General features: G+C 69.8%; 13 protein-coding genes. 9 read left to right on the forward strand and 4 right to left on the reverse strand.

What is annotated here, in order from left to right; genetic code table 11:
- Window positions 1–33: 33 nt before the first annotated feature.
- Entirely contained in the window at window positions 34–441 is a 408-nt protein-coding gene (locus LNW71_RS33165) for a VOC family protein (protein WP_250971556.1), read from the reverse strand.
- 56 nt (window positions 442–497) lie between these two features.
- On the opposite strand from LNW71_RS33165, the gene LNW71_RS33170 reads away from it, so the two are divergent.
- The 7 genes from LNW71_RS33170 (at window position 498) to LNW71_RS33200 (ending at window position 8330) form a co-directional block, all read left to right on the forward strand.
- The gene (locus tag LNW71_RS33170) at window positions 498–962 is read left to right on the forward strand and encodes a MarR family winged helix-turn-helix transcriptional regulator (protein ID WP_250971557.1); all 465 of its coding nucleotides are present in this window, start codon (window positions 498–500) and stop codon (window positions 960–962) included.
- 35 nt (window positions 963–997) lie between these two features.
- Window positions 998–1267 (forward strand): hypothetical protein, encoded by a 270-nt coding sequence (locus LNW71_RS33175; protein ID WP_250971558.1) that lies wholly within the window; start codon window positions 998–1000, stop codon window positions 1265–1267.
- A gap of 296 nt (window positions 1268–1563) precedes the next feature.
- The gene (gene chvE / locus LNW71_RS33180) at window positions 1564–2691 is read left to right on the forward strand and encodes a multiple monosaccharide ABC transporter substrate-binding protein (protein WP_250971559.1); all 1128 of its coding nucleotides are present in this window, start codon (window positions 1564–1566) and stop codon (window positions 2689–2691) included.
- On the forward strand, window positions 2688–4259 hold the full coding sequence (gene mmsA, locus LNW71_RS33185; protein WP_285802239.1) for a multiple monosaccharide ABC transporter ATP-binding protein: 1572 nt from the start codon (window positions 2688–2690) through the stop codon (window positions 4257–4259). Before chvE ends, mmsA begins: the two co-directional genes overlap by 4 nt.
- 6 nt (window positions 4260–4265) lie before the next feature.
- Window positions 4266–5501: a multiple monosaccharide ABC transporter permease gene (gene mmsB, locus LNW71_RS33190; RefSeq protein ID WP_250971560.1), complete on the forward strand. Its 1236-nt coding sequence runs from the start codon at window positions 4266–4268 to the stop codon at window positions 5499–5501.
- Between the two features lie 27 nt (window positions 5502–5528).
- Window positions 5529–6698, forward strand: coding sequence for an aldose epimerase family protein (locus LNW71_RS33195; protein WP_250971561.1), 1170 nt, complete (start codon window positions 5529–5531; stop codon window positions 6696–6698).
- A gap of 141 nt (window positions 6699–6839) precedes the next feature.
- A complete protein-coding gene (locus LNW71_RS33200; protein ID WP_250971562.1) occupies window positions 6840–8330 on the forward strand; it encodes a carboxylesterase family protein in 1491 nt (496 codons plus the stop codon).
- 37 nt (window positions 8331–8367) lie between these two features.
- Here the strand turns inward: LNW71_RS33200 and LNW71_RS33205 are convergent, their stop codons facing one another.
- Window positions 8368–9399, reverse strand: coding sequence for an SCO7460 family lipoprotein (locus LNW71_RS33205; protein WP_250971563.1), 1032 nt, complete (start codon window positions 9397–9399; stop codon window positions 8368–8370).
- Window positions 9400–9681: 282 nt separating this feature from the next.
- On the opposite strand from LNW71_RS33205, the gene LNW71_RS33210 reads away from it, so the two are divergent.
- Together LNW71_RS33210 and LNW71_RS33215 are read left to right on the forward strand one after the other, a co-directional pair.
- Entirely contained in the window at window positions 9682–10848 is a 1167-nt protein-coding gene (locus LNW71_RS33210; RefSeq protein ID WP_250971564.1) for a S1 family peptidase, read from the forward strand.
- A 504-nt stretch (window positions 10849–11352) separates the two neighbouring features.
- Window positions 11353–12843, forward strand: coding sequence for a UDP-N-acetylmuramoyl-L-alanyl-D-glutamate--2,6-diaminopimelate ligase (locus tag LNW71_RS33215; protein WP_250971565.1), 1491 nt, complete (start codon window positions 11353–11355; stop codon window positions 12841–12843).
- Between the two features lie 72 nt (window positions 12844–12915).
- Here the strand turns inward: LNW71_RS33215 and LNW71_RS33220 are convergent, their stop codons facing one another.
- Complete coding sequence (locus LNW71_RS33220) at window positions 12916–13650, reverse strand: class I SAM-dependent methyltransferase (RefSeq protein WP_250971566.1); 735 nt, start codon at window positions 13648–13650, stop codon at window positions 12916–12918.
- A 272-nt stretch (window positions 13651–13922) separates the two neighbouring features.
- Window positions 13923–14804: a sigma-70 family RNA polymerase sigma factor gene (locus tag LNW71_RS33225; RefSeq protein WP_250971567.1), complete on the reverse strand. Its 882-nt coding sequence runs from the start codon at window positions 14802–14804 to the stop codon at window positions 13923–13925.
- Window positions 14805–14852 lie beyond the last annotated feature (48 nt).

The following is a 14852-nucleotide window of genomic DNA, read 5'->3' on the forward strand; positions in this document are numbered from 1 at the left end:
CCACCGCCCCGTCGCCCGGACGTCGCGCTCCGGTCAGTAGGACTGCAATTCGATCAGATGACCCTCGGGGTCCCGCACATGGGCGGTGCGGAGCCCGGGACCCCACTCCGGGCGGTCGCACACTCCGGCGACCGGAACAGCGCCGTGAGCCAGGCAGTGCGCCAGCCCGGCATCCACGTCCGCGACCCGGCAGACGAACATCGACCGGTCCTGCGAGGGCGCGGCCCCGGCGGGGAGCTGTGCCGTCCCGGCAACCGCGGCCATGGCACCGCGGTCGAACAGCACCAGTACGCCCTGGCCTTCGACGTCCCAGTGGGCGTAGGGCCCGGACTCGCTCCCGCTCGCCCGTACTGCTCCGATCAGCGCGGGCAGCACGGCATCGTAGAAGCGGAAGCATTCGGTGAACCCGCTGACGAGCAGGCGGGTGTGGAGCGCGTCCATCACATCTCCATTAGTAGGTGTGCACCTATCATTGGTGACCCCCTACGATATACGTGATGAACGAGACCCCGCCCAGCCTCCTGGGCTTCACGACCTATCTGATGTCCAGGACCGGCAAGGTCGCGCGGAGCCGGCTGGCGGAGCGGCTGACCGAGCGCGGTCTGCGCCTGTGGCACATGGCCGTGCTGGCGGCGCTGGTCGACTTCGGCCCCCATGTGCAACGGGAGTTGGCGGCCCGGCTCGCGGTCGACCGCAGCGACATCGTGAAGATCGTGGACGACCTGGCCGTCGCCGGCCTCGTGGAGCGGGCGCGGGACACCACCGACCGGCGTCGCGTCACGGTGACCGTCAGCCCGGCGGGCCGTGCGCTGCTCGACCGGCTCCACGCCGAGGCGCTGGCAGTCCAGGAGGACCTCCTCGACCCCCTGACCGGCGCGGAACGCACCCAGTTGGCGGCCCTGTTGAGGCGCGTGTACGACCACATCCAGGACGACGCGGGGGTGCCGCGGTCAGGTCGCTGACCGATTCGGCGGACCCGGTGCGGCAGACTTCTGCGGTGACCACAGCCGCGGCTCAGCCGCCTCGTGACCGTGCGCTCGGGCGCGGTATCTCCACCCTCATCCCGCAGGCCGCGACTGCGACACCGGCCGAACAGGCCGCGGCCGTGCTGACGGCCATGCAGAGCGTGCCGGTGCGTGTCGGGGTGCTCCAGGCGGCCGTCGTGCTGCTGGAGGAGCGGGTGCGTGCCACGAGCGACGAGGCGGAACGCGCGGCGGCGGCGACCACCGTGGCGATGCTCCGCACCGCGATCAGCCAGGCCCGCTGAGGCGCCGCGCCGGAGCCGCGTCGACCGCCTCGCTCCGGCCACGACGCGTCGGGATCGTACGGCCGGAAATGGCCGCCCGCCAGATGCTGCGGCGACCGTGCCTGCGCGAACCATTGACACCCTCCCCGGCCTCTCACTACGGTCACGCCAGCATTTCGAACGAGTGACGAAATATCGAACGCCTCGCGGGCAGTCCTTCCGTGCCCCGTTAACCGAACTACGTCCGAAATACCGAACAATCGATGAGGGGCATCCCGGCCCGCCCAGCCGTTGCCCTCGCACCCGGAGGATCGACCATGCGCACCTCACGTACCGTCCAGCGCGCCGCACGGACCGCAACGGTCCTCACCGCCCTCACCCTCTCCGTCACCCTCGCCGCCTGCGGACAGAGCGGCGAAGGCGGCAGCAAGGAGAAGAAGGCGGGCGGCAAGGGTTCCACCATCGGCATCGCGATGCCGACCAAGTCGTCCGAACGCTGGATAGCCGACGGCAGGAACATGGCCGCCGAGTTCAAGAAGCTCGGCTACAAGACGAACCTCCAGTACGGCGAGGACGACGTCGACCAGCAGGTCTCCCAGATCGAGAACATGATCACCAAGGGCGTGGACGTGCTCGTCGTCGCGGCCATCGACGGCCGTGCCCTCAGCGACGTACTGCGTCAGGCGGGGGAGCAGGGCATCAGGGTCATCTCCTACGACCGCCTCATCCTCGGCAGCCCGGACGTCGACTACTACGCCTCCTTCGACAACGAGAAGGTCGGCGAACTCCAGGCCGGATACATCCTCGACAAGCTCGGACTGAAGAGCGGGGCCGAGAAGGGGCCGTTCAACATCGAGCTGTTCGCCGGATCACCGGACGACAACAACACGCGCTACTTCTTCCAAGGCGCCTGGAAAACACTCAAGCCGTACATCGACAAGAAGCAGCTCGTCGTCCGCAGCAAGCAGACGAAGCTCGACCAGATCACCACGTTGCGCTGGGACGGCGGTACCGCCCAGAAGCGCATGGACGACCTGCTGACCAGCGCCTATTCCTCCGCCGAGGTCGACGCGGTGCTCTCCCCGTACGACGGCATCTCCATCGGCGTCATCTCGTCCCTGAAATCGGACGGGTACGGCACCGGCTCCAAGCCGTATCCCGTCGTCACCGGCCAGGACGCCGAGGTCGCCTCCGTGAAGTCGATCATCGCGGGGCAGCAGACCCAGACCGTCTACAAGGACACCCGCGCCCTGGCCAAGCAGGCGGTCCAGATGGCGGACGCCGTACTCAAGGGCAAGAAGCCCGAGGTCAACGACACCAAGACTTACGACAACGAGAAGAAGGTCGTGCCGTCCTTCCTGCTCGACCCGGTGAGCGTCGACAAGAGCAACTACCGCGCCCAGCTGGTCGATTCCGGCTACATCAAGGAGAGCGACCTCCGATGACAGCGCCGGCGAAGGACCCGGTGACCGTGCCGGCGCCGATCCTGGAGATGCGGTCCATCGTCAAGACGTTCCCCGGCGTCAAAGCACTCTCCGACGTCTCCCTGACCGTCGCCCAGGGTGAGGTGCACGCCATCTGCGGGGAGAACGGCGCCGGGAAGTCGACTCTGATGAAGGTCCTCAGCGGAGTGCATCCGCACGGCAGTTACGAGGGCGAGATCCGGTTCCGGGGCGAGAACTGCGCCTTCAAGGACATCCGGGCCAGCGAGTCCCACGGCATCGTGATCATCCACCAGGAACTCGCCCTGGTGCCGTACCTCTCCATCGCGGAGAACATCTTCCTCGGCAACGAGCACGCCCCCCGCGGTTTCATCAGCTGGAACGAGACCCTGCGGCACGCCGCGGCCCTCCTCGACCGCGTCGGTCTGCGGGAGAACCCGCAGACCAGGATCGCGGACATCGGGGTCGGCAAGCAGCAGCTCGTCGAAATAGCCAAGGCGCTGTCCAAGAAGGTCGAGCTCCTGATCCTCGACGAACCGACCGCCGCCCTCAACGACGAGGACAGCGCCCAGCTCATCGCGCTCATCAGGGAACTGAAGAGTCAGGGCATCTCGTCGATCATCATCTCGCACAAGCTCGGCGAGATCGCCGCGGTCGCCGACTCGGTCACCGTCCTGCGCGACGGCCGAACCGTCGAAACCCTCGATGTGCACGCCGAATCGACCACCGAGTCCCGCATCATCCGCGGCATGGTCGGCCGCGACCTGGACAGCCGCTTCCCCGAACGCACCCCGTACCAGGGGGAGCCGGGAGCACATCCCGCACTGGAGATCCGCGACTGGACCGTCCACCATCCCATCGACCAGCACCGCAAGGTCGTGGACCGCGTCTCCGTCCGGGCCGCGCGCGGCGAGATCGTCGGAATCGCCGGACTGATGGGCGCCGGCCGTACCGAACTCGCCATGAGCGTCTTCGGCCGCAGCTACGGGCGCAACATCAGCGGCACCGTCCTCAAGGACGGCAAGGAGATCCGGACCCGCACCGTCTCCGAGGCGGTCCGCCACAAGATCGCCTACGTCACCGAGGACCGCAAGCGGTACGGCCTCAACCTCATCGACACCATCGGCCGCAACGTAACCCTCGGCGCCCTGGGCAAGGTGTCGCGGCGCGGGATCGTCGACGAGCACGAGGAGACCCGGGTCGCCGAGTCGTACCGCACCTCCATGAACATCAAGGCCCCCACCGTCTTCGAGCAGGTCGGCCGGCTCTCCGGCGGCAACCAGCAGAAGGTCGTCCTCAGTAAATGGATCTTCGCGGGTCCGGACGTCCTCATCCTCGACGAACCCACCCGGGGGATTGACGTCGGCGCGAAGTACGAGATCTACACCGTCATCGACCGGCTCGCCGCCCAGGGCAAGGCCGTCGTGCTCATCTCCTCCGAACTCCCCGAACTCCTCGGCATGTGCGACCGCATCTACACCATGTCGGCCGGCCGGCTCACCGGCGAAGTCCCGCGCGCACAGGCCACCCAGGAGGTCCTCATGCGCCATATGACCAGCGACAAGAGGTAGCAGGAAATGCCCCAGGCCACCACCGACACCCCGCAGCGCGCCGCCAAGGCGGCCCCCGCCGCGCCCTTGACCACCGGCGCACTCCTGCTGGACGCGGCCCGCCGCAACATGCGCCAGTACGGAATGCTCATCGCCCTCGGGCTGATCGTCGTCCTCTTCGGGATATGGACCGACGGCGTCCTGCTCAAGCCGAACAACGTCACCAACCTCGTCCTGCAGAACAGCTACATCCTGGTCCTCGCCATCGGAATGATGATCGTCATCATCGCCGGGCACATCGACCTGTCGGTGGGCTCGCTGGCCGCCTTCGTCTCCGCCGCCTGCGCCGTCATGATGGTCGAGCACGACGTCCCCTGGGTGCTCGCCCTCGTTCTCGGCCTGCTCCTGGGAGCGGTCGCGGGTGCCTGGCAGGGCTTCTGGATCGCGTACGTCGGCATCCCCTCGTTCATCGTGACACTGGCCGGAATGCTCCTGTTCCGCGGCGGTACGCAGATACTCCTGGGCAGCCGCTCGCTCGGCCCGATCCCCGACGGCTTCCAGAAGATCTCCACCGGATACCTACCTGAGGTCGGACCGCCGACCAACTACCACAACCTCACCCTGCTGCTGGGCCTCGCGCTGCTGGTCTTCGCCCTGCTCCAGGAGGTCCGCGACCGGCGCCGCCAGCAGAGGTACGAACTCGACGTGCTGCCCCGGAACCTCTTCCTCGCCAAGTGCCTGGCCATGGCCGCGGCAGTACTCGCGTTCACCATGACCCTGGCCAGCTACCGCGGTGTCCCCGTCGTGCTCCTGCTGCTCGCCGCACTGCTGATCGGCTTCGGCTACGTGATGCGCAACGCCGTTGTCGGCCGCCATGTGTACGCGCTCGGCGGCAACCGCGACGCCGCGAAGCTCTCCGGCGTCAAGGACCAGCGCGTCACGTTCTTCGTCTTCGTGAACATGGGCGTACTCGCCGCGCTCGCCGGCGCCGTCTACGCGGCCCGCCTCGGTGCCGGGGTACCTCAGGCCGGCACCAACTTCGAACTGGAGGCCATCGCCGCCGCGTTCATCGGCGGCGCCTCCATGAGCGGCGGCGTCGGCACGGTCTTCGGCGCCGTCATCGGCGGGCTCGTGCTCGGCGTACTCAACAACGGCATGTCGCTCGTGGGCATCGGCACCGACTTCCAGCAGGTCATCAAGGGCTTCGTGCTGCTCGCCGCCGTCGGCTTCGACGTCTACAACAAGCGCAAGGTCGGCTCGTAACTCCCCCGTCCCTCCAAGGAGTCACCCATGCCCAGCACCACCAGACGCACCGTCCTGACCGCCGCGGCCGCCGCCGGTGTCACCGCCGCCGCAGCCGGCACCGCCCACGCATCCGCCCACGGACACGGCGCATCCGGCAGCAGGCCCGTCAAGGAGCCCTTCGGCCGGCTGGCCGACGGCACCCGGGTGCACCGCTGGACCGTCTCCAACGGAGGGACCACCCTCAAGGTTCTCTCGTACGGCGGCGTCATCCACTCCCTGGAGACGGCCGACCGGCACGGCAGGCCGGCCAATGTCGCCCTGGGCTTCGACAACCTCGACGACTACGTCGCCAAGTCGCCCTACTTCGGCGGGCTCATCGGCCGCTACGGCAACCGCATCGCGAACGGACGGTTCACTCTCGACGGCACCACCCACCAACTGCCCGTCAACGACGGCCCCAACAGCCTGCACGGCGGCGACCGCGGCTTCGACAAACGGATCTGGGACGTCGAGCCGTTCACCCGAGGCGCCGCCACCGGCCTGATCCTCAGCCGCACCAGTCCCGACGGCGAGGCCGGCTACCCGGGAAACCTGGCCGTCCGTGTCACCTACACCCTGACCCCGCGCGGCGAATGGCGCATCGACTACGAAGCCACCACGGACCGGGCCACCGTCATCAACCTCACCAGCCACACCTACTTCAACCTGGCGGGGGAGGGGAGCGGCAGCATCGACGGCCATCTCCTGGAGCTGGCCGCGGCTCGGTACACCCCGGTCGGCCCCACACTCATCCCGACCGGTGAACTGGCCGCAGTGGCCCGCACGCCGTTCGACTTCCGCCGCGCCAGGACCATCGGCGCGCCGGCCCGGACCGCGCACGAGCAGGTCGGGTTCGCGAAGGGCATCGACCACAACTACGTCCTCGACAAAGGCCTCACGGCCCGGCCCGGGTACGCGCTCACCGTCACCCACCCGGAATCCGGGCGGGTGATGAAGATGTACACCACCGAACCCGGCATGCAGTTCTACACCGGCAACTTCCTCGACGGCACGCTCACCGGCACCACCGGCCGGCTCTACCGGCAGGGCGACGCCCTCTGCCTGGAGGCCCAGCACTTCCCCGACTCACCCAACCAGCCGGCCTTCCCCTCCACCGTGCTCCGGCCCGGTGAGACCTACCGGTCCACGACCCTGCACGCCTTCTCGACGCGCTGACCCACCCACTTGCGTGCGTGATCATTTCGCTCGCGCCACGGCTGTGCGCTCTGTCATCCTGATCAGCGTGCCCGGCCGGGGCGGCGAGTGAAGGGCGGCAGAGAAGCGTTGACGAGTGTCTTCGATACGACATGCGGGCAGGTGCGCGGACGCGGTGCGGCCCGGGGCGTCGTCGCCGTCCTCGGCATCCCCTATGCCGAGCCGCCGTTCGGTGTGAACCGGTTCCGGGCGCCGCGCCCCCGCGGCTCCTGGACGGGCGTTCGCGACTGCGTGGACTTCGGGCCCGTGCCGCCGCAGTCGGCCGAGCTGCCGGGCGCGCCGTGCTGGTCACCCGGCGACGAGGACGTCCTCAGCCTCAACGTCTGGACCCCGCAAGGCGGAAACGGCGCCACCGGCCGCGCGCTGCCGGTGCTCGTCTGGATCCACGGCGGTGCCTACACCTTCGGCTCCGGCGCCCAGCCGGACTTCGACGGCTCCGCCCTGGCCCGCGCCGGCCTGGTCGTGGTCACCCTCAACTACCGCCTCGGGTTCGAGGGCTTCGGCCACGTACCGGCCGACGGCGAGGACCCGTACCCGCCCAACCGCGGGCTGCTCGACCAGGTCGCCGCCCTGGAATGGGTACGTGAGAACATCGCCGCCTTCGGCGGCGACCCGGACAATGTCACTGTGGCCGGGCAGTCCTCCGGAGCGACATCGGTGGCCTGCCTGATGACCATGGACGGCGCACACGGGCTGTTCCGGCGCGCGATGGCGCACAGCGCGGTCGGGCCCTGCTACTCGCCCGAACTCGCGGCGCACCTCATGGCGAAGGTGGCCGCGGCGGCCGCGGTCCCCGCGACCCCCGCCGGACTGGCATCCGCGTCGCCGCAGACCCTCGTGCGAGCGTCCGACGCCGTGGTGGACGGATACCGGCAGGACCCCGATTCCGGACGCCACCACTGGGACCCGGTCCTCTACGGCCCGGTCGTCGACGGCGGCGTCCTGCGCGCCGACCCGCTCGTCGCGCTCGCCGCCGGCACGGATCTGCTCGTCTGCCACACCACTCAGGAGTACTGGCTGCTGGATGCTGTCGGCAGCAGTGCGAAGGTCACCGGCGAGGAACAACTCAGCCGTTTCGCCGAGGACTTCGGGCTCCCGGACATGGTGACGAAGGGATACCGCGGGCTGATGCCCGACGCCCCCGTGGGCGACGTCCACCTCGCCGTGTACGGGGACCTGATGTTCGGCGAGTACAGCAGCCGGCTCGCCGAAGCCCATGCGGGGGCCGGCGGACGCACGTACCTGTCGCGCTTCGCCAGGCAGCGGGGCGGACCGGACCCGGTGACCTACGCCTGGCACTGCGCGGACGTCCCCTTCGCCTTCGGAAACCTCGACGAGGAGAGCATCCACTTCCTGATCGGCGGCCCGCCGACGGCCGCGGACCGTCATCTCTCGGCCCGGATGACCGCCGCCTGGGCCGGATTCGCGGCCACCGGCGACCCGGGCTGGGAGCCGCTCGGTCCTGCCGGAGGCCCGGTCCGGACCTGGGAGACGTCGGACACCACCAGGGCCCCGGGCCCCGCTCTCTGGGCGGACAGCGCCGCGCTCCGCACCCTGTGGCGGGATTTCGGATACCGGCCCCTGCGGCCCTGACGCGACGCGCCCGCCGGACGGGCCGAGGGCGGAAGCCTCACAGGGGCGGCAGCCGCAGCGGTCCCCGGCCCTCCCGCACCTTGCCGACCGGCCGCGCCTTGCCCACCGGATCGCCCCGCACGTCTGTCGTCACCACCACCGCCCGGTCACCCAGGCACCGCTTGTCCCCGTCCGGCCGCTCGCAGTACAGGACGTACCCGGTGAGCCGGTCGACCGTGCCCGGTTCCAGCGTCCACACCCCCTGGTACTCGCTCACCTGCACGTCCGGGTGCGAGGTGCGGAGCTGCGCCCGCACGGCGCGCCGGACGGTCGCCCCGAACTTCTGCCCTGCTTCGAAGGGCCGCACGATCCGGGCGCTGCCCGTCGGGTCGATGCGCCCCTGCGGTGCGGAGTAGCTCGCGACGTAATAGGGATGCGACTGCAGGGCGGCCAGGAGGGGTGTCCGGCTCAGACGCATCGCCGTTGGCTGCGACCTGCTGCCAGCCGGCAGGCGTCGGGTGACCGCGGGGGAGGCCAGGTTCACCGAAGCTCCGCCCGCCTGCGCGGGGCGGCCGGTCCGCCCGTCCGCCTCCACCCAGCGCCGGACGCATGAGCCGATGTCCGCGAGTACGCGGGTCACGGTCACGTTGGTGGGTGACGCCACGATCCATGGGGCGCCGGACGAAGGCTCGACCCCGATCACCTCGTAGCCGCAGCTCTTGAACGTCCCGGTGAGGATGCGCAGGCGGGCCGCCTCCGACCGCCCCTTCGCGACCGCGTCGTCGAGAACCTTGTGGCAGGCATGCGTGTTGCACGTACCGGCTTCGGCGTCGACGCGGATCCGGACCACGGCGTCAGGGTCGTCGGCAACCGAGAAGGTGATCTCCGAGCCGCCCGCCTGCGGGAAGAGCTTGTGCGCCTCGATCACCTCAAGCACTCCGGGATAGTGCTCCTCGGCCAGCTTCTCGGCGAACCTGTGGTCCTCCTTCGTGCTCAGTGTCCCGCAGCCACTGAGCAGGAGCGCGACCGAGCACACCAGCGCACCGGCCAGCCCGGCTCCGCCTCTGCGCGTTCCCGAAGTTCTGTTCATGTGCGCTCTCCTGGGGCTTCTCGTCCGGATCATGCCGAGCTCGCGTGCCCTGGCGCCGCACCCGTCCATCTGGTCTGACGGTAGAGCGAGTTCGGGCGCACCGGATGAGTAGGCCTACTCATCCGGTGAACTGTCCGAGCACCCATGCATTGGCATGGACCTGCAAACAACTCTGGGCTACAGTCCGGAACGGCACACTCTGAGAGCGCTCTCAGGCGAGACGTCTCCCGGACGCCTGCTGTTCCTCCCCCACGCTGCCGGAACAACAGAAGGGCCAATGCCTTGAGACGCATCACAGCTCTGAGAACCGCTTTGTCCGCCGTACTCCTCGTGGGAGCCTGGGCGGGTGCGGGCTTCCCCGCCGCCTCCGCCGCCGACGCTCCCGCCACCGCTTCCGGCTCCGCTTCCCGAGCCCCGCAGGCATCCGCCGGACTGCTGGCCGCCATGCAGAAGGACTTCGGGCTGACGGAAAGTCAGGCCAGGGCCAGACTCTCCGCGGAGAAGACAGCGACCGCGATACAGGGAAAGGCGAAACGCGCCGCCGGAGCGGCATACGGAGGCGCCTGGTTCGACGCGTCGACGGGCGGCCTCACGGTCGCCGTCACCAGCGAGAAGCAGGCAGCCGCCGTACGGGCGACCGGCGCCGCCGTCCGCCTGGTGAGCCACACGGCGCGACGGCTCGACGCAGTCAAGGAACGCATCGACACGTTCGACGCACCCGCCGGGGTCAGCAGCTGGCACGTCGACCCCGAGGCCAACAAGGTCGTCGTGAACGTGGTCTCGTCGGCGCGGACTGACAACGATGTCCGCAAGTTCGTCGAGCGGGCCCGCGCGGCCGGCCCCGTCGTCGTCGAGCAGACCGGCCAGGCACCGCAGACCTTCGCCGCCGGGACCGTGGGCGGCGACCCGTACTACACGGGGAACGTGCGGTGCTCCATCGGCTTCTCCGTGAACGGCGGCTTCGTCACCGCCGGGCACTGCGGCCAGGCGGGCGCGTCCGTCAGCGGGTGGGACGGCTCCGCCATCGGCAGCTTCCAGGGGTCGTCCTTCCCCGGCGACGACTACGCCTGGGTCAGCGTGGGCAACGGATGGTGGACCGTTCCCGTGGTCCTCGGCTGGGGCACCGTCTCCGACCAGCTGGTACGCGGCTCCGCCGAAGCCCCCGTCGGCGCCTCGATCTGCCGCTCCGGCTCCACCTCCCACTGGCACTGCGGCAACGTGCTGGCCACCAATGAGACGGTGAACTACAGCCAGGGCGCGGTCTACCAGATGACCAAGACGAGCGTGTGCGCCGAGCCGGGCGACTCGGGCGGTTCGTTCATCAGTGGCGACCAGGCACAGGGAGTCACCTCGGGCGGCTGGGGCAACTGCAGCACGGGTGGCGAGACCTGGCACCAGCCGATCAACGAAATCCTGAACCGGTTCGGACTGACGCTCCACACGGCCTGACCATCCCCGACCGGCTACGAGGGCCTGTCGCGGCGGAGCACACCGCTTCCGCGCGACAGGCCCTTCGCATGCCACCCGCCGCTCCGGCCGGCCCCGCGCGGCCGGGCACGCCCCACTCGCGCCCCCACCAGGACCACCCCCCGCTCCCGGCCGCGACGACGACCGGGATCAGGCACGGTCCGTGGGACGTACACTCCAACCATGGGTCACACAGATGCGGTGAGGGAGTGCCTGGGACGGGCGCCTCACCTGCTGGGCCCCGCCGCCCCTCAGGCGCGCTGCCGCGCCCTGCACGGTCACGGCTGACCAGGACCCACCACACCCGGCCACGCCGCGACGTATCCGCGATCCCGGCCGCGCTCTCCCGCTCCGCCACCGGAGCTCTTCCACCGCTTTCGCTGCGCACTCCGCAGCACCCCACACCATGCGCAGCTCCCGCGGCGCGCCGTCGGCAACCCCACGGCGCCCGACGGGGGCCGAGCCGCATTCTCGAGAGGACCCTGCATGAAACTGAGGGAGTTGCTGGCCGGGCACGATCACGAGGTCCTCCTCGGTGATCCGGAGACCCCGATCACCGCCGGAGCGTGCTTCGACGCCCACCGCGTGACACCGGGTTCGCTCTACATCGCCGTACCCGGTCACCGTGAAGGCGGCCCCGAGGCCGTCATCCCGGCACTGGCACGCGGCGCCGTGGCCGTACTCGTGGACAGCGAGGTACCGGACCTCCTGGCGGAGATGCAGGCTTCGGCCGCCGGCGCGTGCGTGGTGCGGGTGGCGGACACCCGCACAGCAGCCGCGGTCGTCACCTCCCGCTACTACGGAGAGCCCGGCCGGAACATGGACATGGTGGCCGTCACCGGCACCAACGGGAAGACCTCCGTCTCCTACATGGTGGAATCCGTGCTGCGGATCGCCGAGGGCGCGAGAGTCGGAGTGATCGGCACCGCCGGCAGCAGGATCGGTGACGAACTCATTCCGATGCCCCGCTCCGTTCTGACCACGCCGGAGTCCCCGGATTTCCAGTACCTCCTGGCACACATGCGCGACCACGAGGTCGGCACGGTCGTCCTCGAAGCCACCTCGATGGGGCTGTTGCACCACAGGGTGGACCGCGCCTTCCTCGACGTGGGCATCTTCACCAACCTCACGCAGGACCACCTGGACGACCACGGCACCATGGAGAACTACCGCGACGCCAAGCTCCGCCTCTTCCAGGGGCTGTGCCGCAACGCCGTGGTCAACGCGGACGACCCGGTCGGCGCCGCCATCGCCCCCACGATGCCTGGCATGGTCACCACGTACGGCATCGACGCCGAAGCCGACTACCGTGCCACGGACCTGAGCATGAACGCCTTCGGTACCCGCTTCACCCTCCACCACGAGGGCAGCAAGTACCCCGCGGCGATCCCGGTACCCGGCCGGTTCTCCGTGTCCAACGCCCTGGCCTCCGTGGCGGCCTGCCACCTCCTGGGCCACGACCTCGCCGGGCTGGTGGCCGCACTCGACCGGATGCCTCCCGTCCCCGGCCGGCTCGAACGCTTCGAGACCCCGCGCGGCACCGCGGTGATCGTGGACTACGCCCACTCCCCGGACTCCCTGGACAAGGTGCTCAGCGCCGTCCGGGACTTCTCGAAGGGCCGGGTCATCACCGTCTTCGGCTGCGGGGGAGACCGGGACGTCACGAAGCGGGCCCAGATGGGCGAGATCGCCGGGACCCGCTCCGACCTGTGCGTCCTGACCTCGGACAACCCCAGGAACGAGGACCCCGAAGCGATCATGGACCAGATCGCGCCCGGTCTCCAGGGCACGGGAACCCCGTTCGAACGCCACGCGGACCGGCGCTCGGCGATCGCCTTCGCCCTGTCGGCCGCGGGACCCGACGACATCGTGCTGGTGGCGGGCAAGGGCAGCGAGCCGTACCAGATCGTCGGCGAACAGCTCATCCCGTTCAGCGACATGGCGACGGTGCGCGAACTCGCGGCACTGCAGGACTGACGGCCGGCGCTCTGCGCCCGCCGCAGAGCGCCGCCTCCAGCGGGGGAGCCCCCTCCGGCCTTCTCGGACCCTCTACCGCCCCCGCGCCCGGAAGAGGGCGGTCCACAGGAAGGGCTCGCCGAAGAGCGGTGACTCGGCCGGTTCGTCCCGCATGCGGCGCAGCTCGATCTCGGCGAGGTCGGAGAAGATCCAGCGCAACGACTCCGGCGTGTAGGCGAGTCCCCCGTGGAGGCGGGACTGCTCGTAGAAGTCGGCGTCGTTCAGCTCCGAGCCCATCGCGCCGGTCGCGAAGCAGGTGAGGGCGAGGTGGCCGCCCGGTGCGAGGGCCCGGTCGAGCAGCGAGCGATAGCTGACGCGTCGGTGCGGCGGCAGATGGTGGAAGCAGCCGGAGTCGTAGATCAGGTCGTACGGGCGGTCCGGCTCGCCGGTGGGGAGGTCGAAGGCATCGCCGCAACGGAACCGGACCTCGACACCCGCGTCCGTGGCCCGGTCCTCGGCCCAACTGATCGCTGTCGGCGACAGATCGACGGCGTCCACCTCGAACCCCATGGACGCCAAGTAGATCGCGTTGCGGCCGGGACCACAGCCCAGGTCGAGTGCACGGCCCGGCTTGATCAGCCCCCGGTCGACCAACGAGGCGAGGTTCTCGTCGGGCTTCGACACGAAGAACGGCACGGGCCTCGAACGGTCCGCGTAGAAGCCGTCCCACCAGGAGGCCCCGTCCGCCGTCCAGCGGTCGGCACCCGGTGCGAACAGGCCGTCGAGGAGCTTCATCACGTCGTCCACGGTTCGTATGTTCCGGTCCATCCGGACCCCCTTTCCCGATACGGGAACGATAGGTCCGAACCGGATGAAAGGCCAGGTCAGCGGGGTTTTGAGGAATGCCTGACGGGTGCGTGGGAGCGACCGCGCAAGGTCAGGCGTACAGCGCCGCACCCGCCGGGCGAACGAACCCCCACGGGCCCGCCGCACGGCGGCGCGGGCCCGTTTCCGCAGTCGCTACGCCCCTGATTCCGGGCGGTCTGCCGGGGCGGGTTCGACCCCCATGTCCGCGCTGCCATTCCGTGGTGACCCGTCAATCAGCTGTCGAGAAAACCGACTTCGAACCCGATGAGGCGATCCGGGTCGGCGACCACATCGATGTCGGTGACCAGACCGTCCACGATCGTGAAACCGAGAACGAGGCGCAGCCGCCCCAAAGGCGCCATCGCGAGCGCAACGGCTCCGTCCACCAGGGCGACCCCGGTGAAGAGCGCCCGGCCGGTGGCCGCCATCGCACCCCTCGCCACGGTGTGGGCACCACGGACCACGACGGGTTCGGGAGTGGGTACGACCGAGCGGTCGGCGTGCAGCACCACGTCCGGATGGAGAAGCGCGACCAGTGCATCGAAGTCCCCGCCCCGGGACGCAGCCAGGAAGGCTTCAACGACCCGTCGTCGCCGCGCCAGATCCGCATCGGGCAGGACGGTGCGCCCCTTGACCCGGCGGCGAGCACGGCTCGCGAGCTGCCGGGCGGCGGTCGGGGAACGGTCGAGCATGGGGCCGATCTCGTCGAACGGTACGGCGAACATGTCGTGCAGCACGAAGGCGAGACGCTCCGCCGGCGCCAGCGAGTCGAGCACCACCAGCAGAGCCAGCCCGACGGAGTCGGCGAGCAGGGCCTCCTGTTCGGGATCGTCCCCCTCACCGGTGCCGCGCGCCCGCACGTCATACGCGTCGAGCGGATCCTCACGCCGAGTGCGACGGGTGCGGAGGATGTTCAGACAGACCCGTCCCACCACCGTTGTCAGCCACCCGGTGAGGTTCTCCACGCCGCTGGTGTCGGCCTGGGCGGCCCGCAGCCAGGACTCCTGAAGGGCGTCCTCGGCCTCGCTCGCCGAACCCAGCATCCGGTACGCCACCGCCTTCAGATGACCCCGGTCCTCCTCGAAGCGTTCGGCCAGCGATGTGCGGTCGTCCATCGGTCACAGTCCTCCGTCGGCGGCGTCGTGATGCTGACCCCGAGAACC

It is taken from the genome of Streptomyces sp. RKAG290, from assembly GCF_023701695.1.
Lineage (GTDB): Bacteria > Actinomycetota > Actinomycetes > Streptomycetales > Streptomycetaceae > Streptomyces.

Bases quoted from the DNA above. Each gene is read 5' to 3' on its own strand.
- LNW71_RS33165 (WP_250971556.1), bottom strand. From the start codon at position 441: ATGGACGCGCTCCACACCCGCCTGCTCGTCAGCGGGTTCACCGAATGC.
- LNW71_RS33170 (WP_250971557.1), top strand. From the start codon at position 498: ATGAACGAGACCCCGCCCAGCCTCCTGGGCTTCACGACCTATCTGATG.
- chvE (WP_250971559.1), top strand. From the start codon at position 1,564: ATGCGCACCTCACGTACCGTCCAGCGCGCCGCACGGACCGCAACGGTC.
- mmsA (WP_285802239.1), top strand. From the start codon at position 2,688: ATGACAGCGCCGGCGAAGGACCCGGTGACCGTGCCGGCGCCGATCCTG.
- mmsB (WP_250971560.1), top strand. From the start codon at position 4,266: ATGCCCCAGGCCACCACCGACACCCCGCAGCGCGCCGCCAAGGCGGCC.
- LNW71_RS33195 (WP_250971561.1), top strand. From the start codon at position 5,529: ATGCCCAGCACCACCAGACGCACCGTCCTGACCGCCGCGGCCGCCGCC.
- LNW71_RS33205 (WP_250971563.1), bottom strand. From the start codon at position 9,399: ATGAACAGAACTTCGGGAACGCGCAGAGGCGGAGCCGGGCTGGCCGGT.
- LNW71_RS33215 (WP_250971565.1), top strand. From the start codon at position 11,353: ATGAAACTGAGGGAGTTGCTGGCCGGGCACGATCACGAGGTCCTCCTC.
- LNW71_RS33220 (WP_250971566.1), bottom strand. From the start codon at position 13,650: ATGGACCGGAACATACGAACCGTGGACGACGTGATGAAGCTCCTCGAC.
- LNW71_RS33225 (WP_250971567.1), bottom strand. From the start codon at position 14,804: ATGGACGACCGCACATCGCTGGCCGAACGCTTCGAGGAGGACCGGGGT.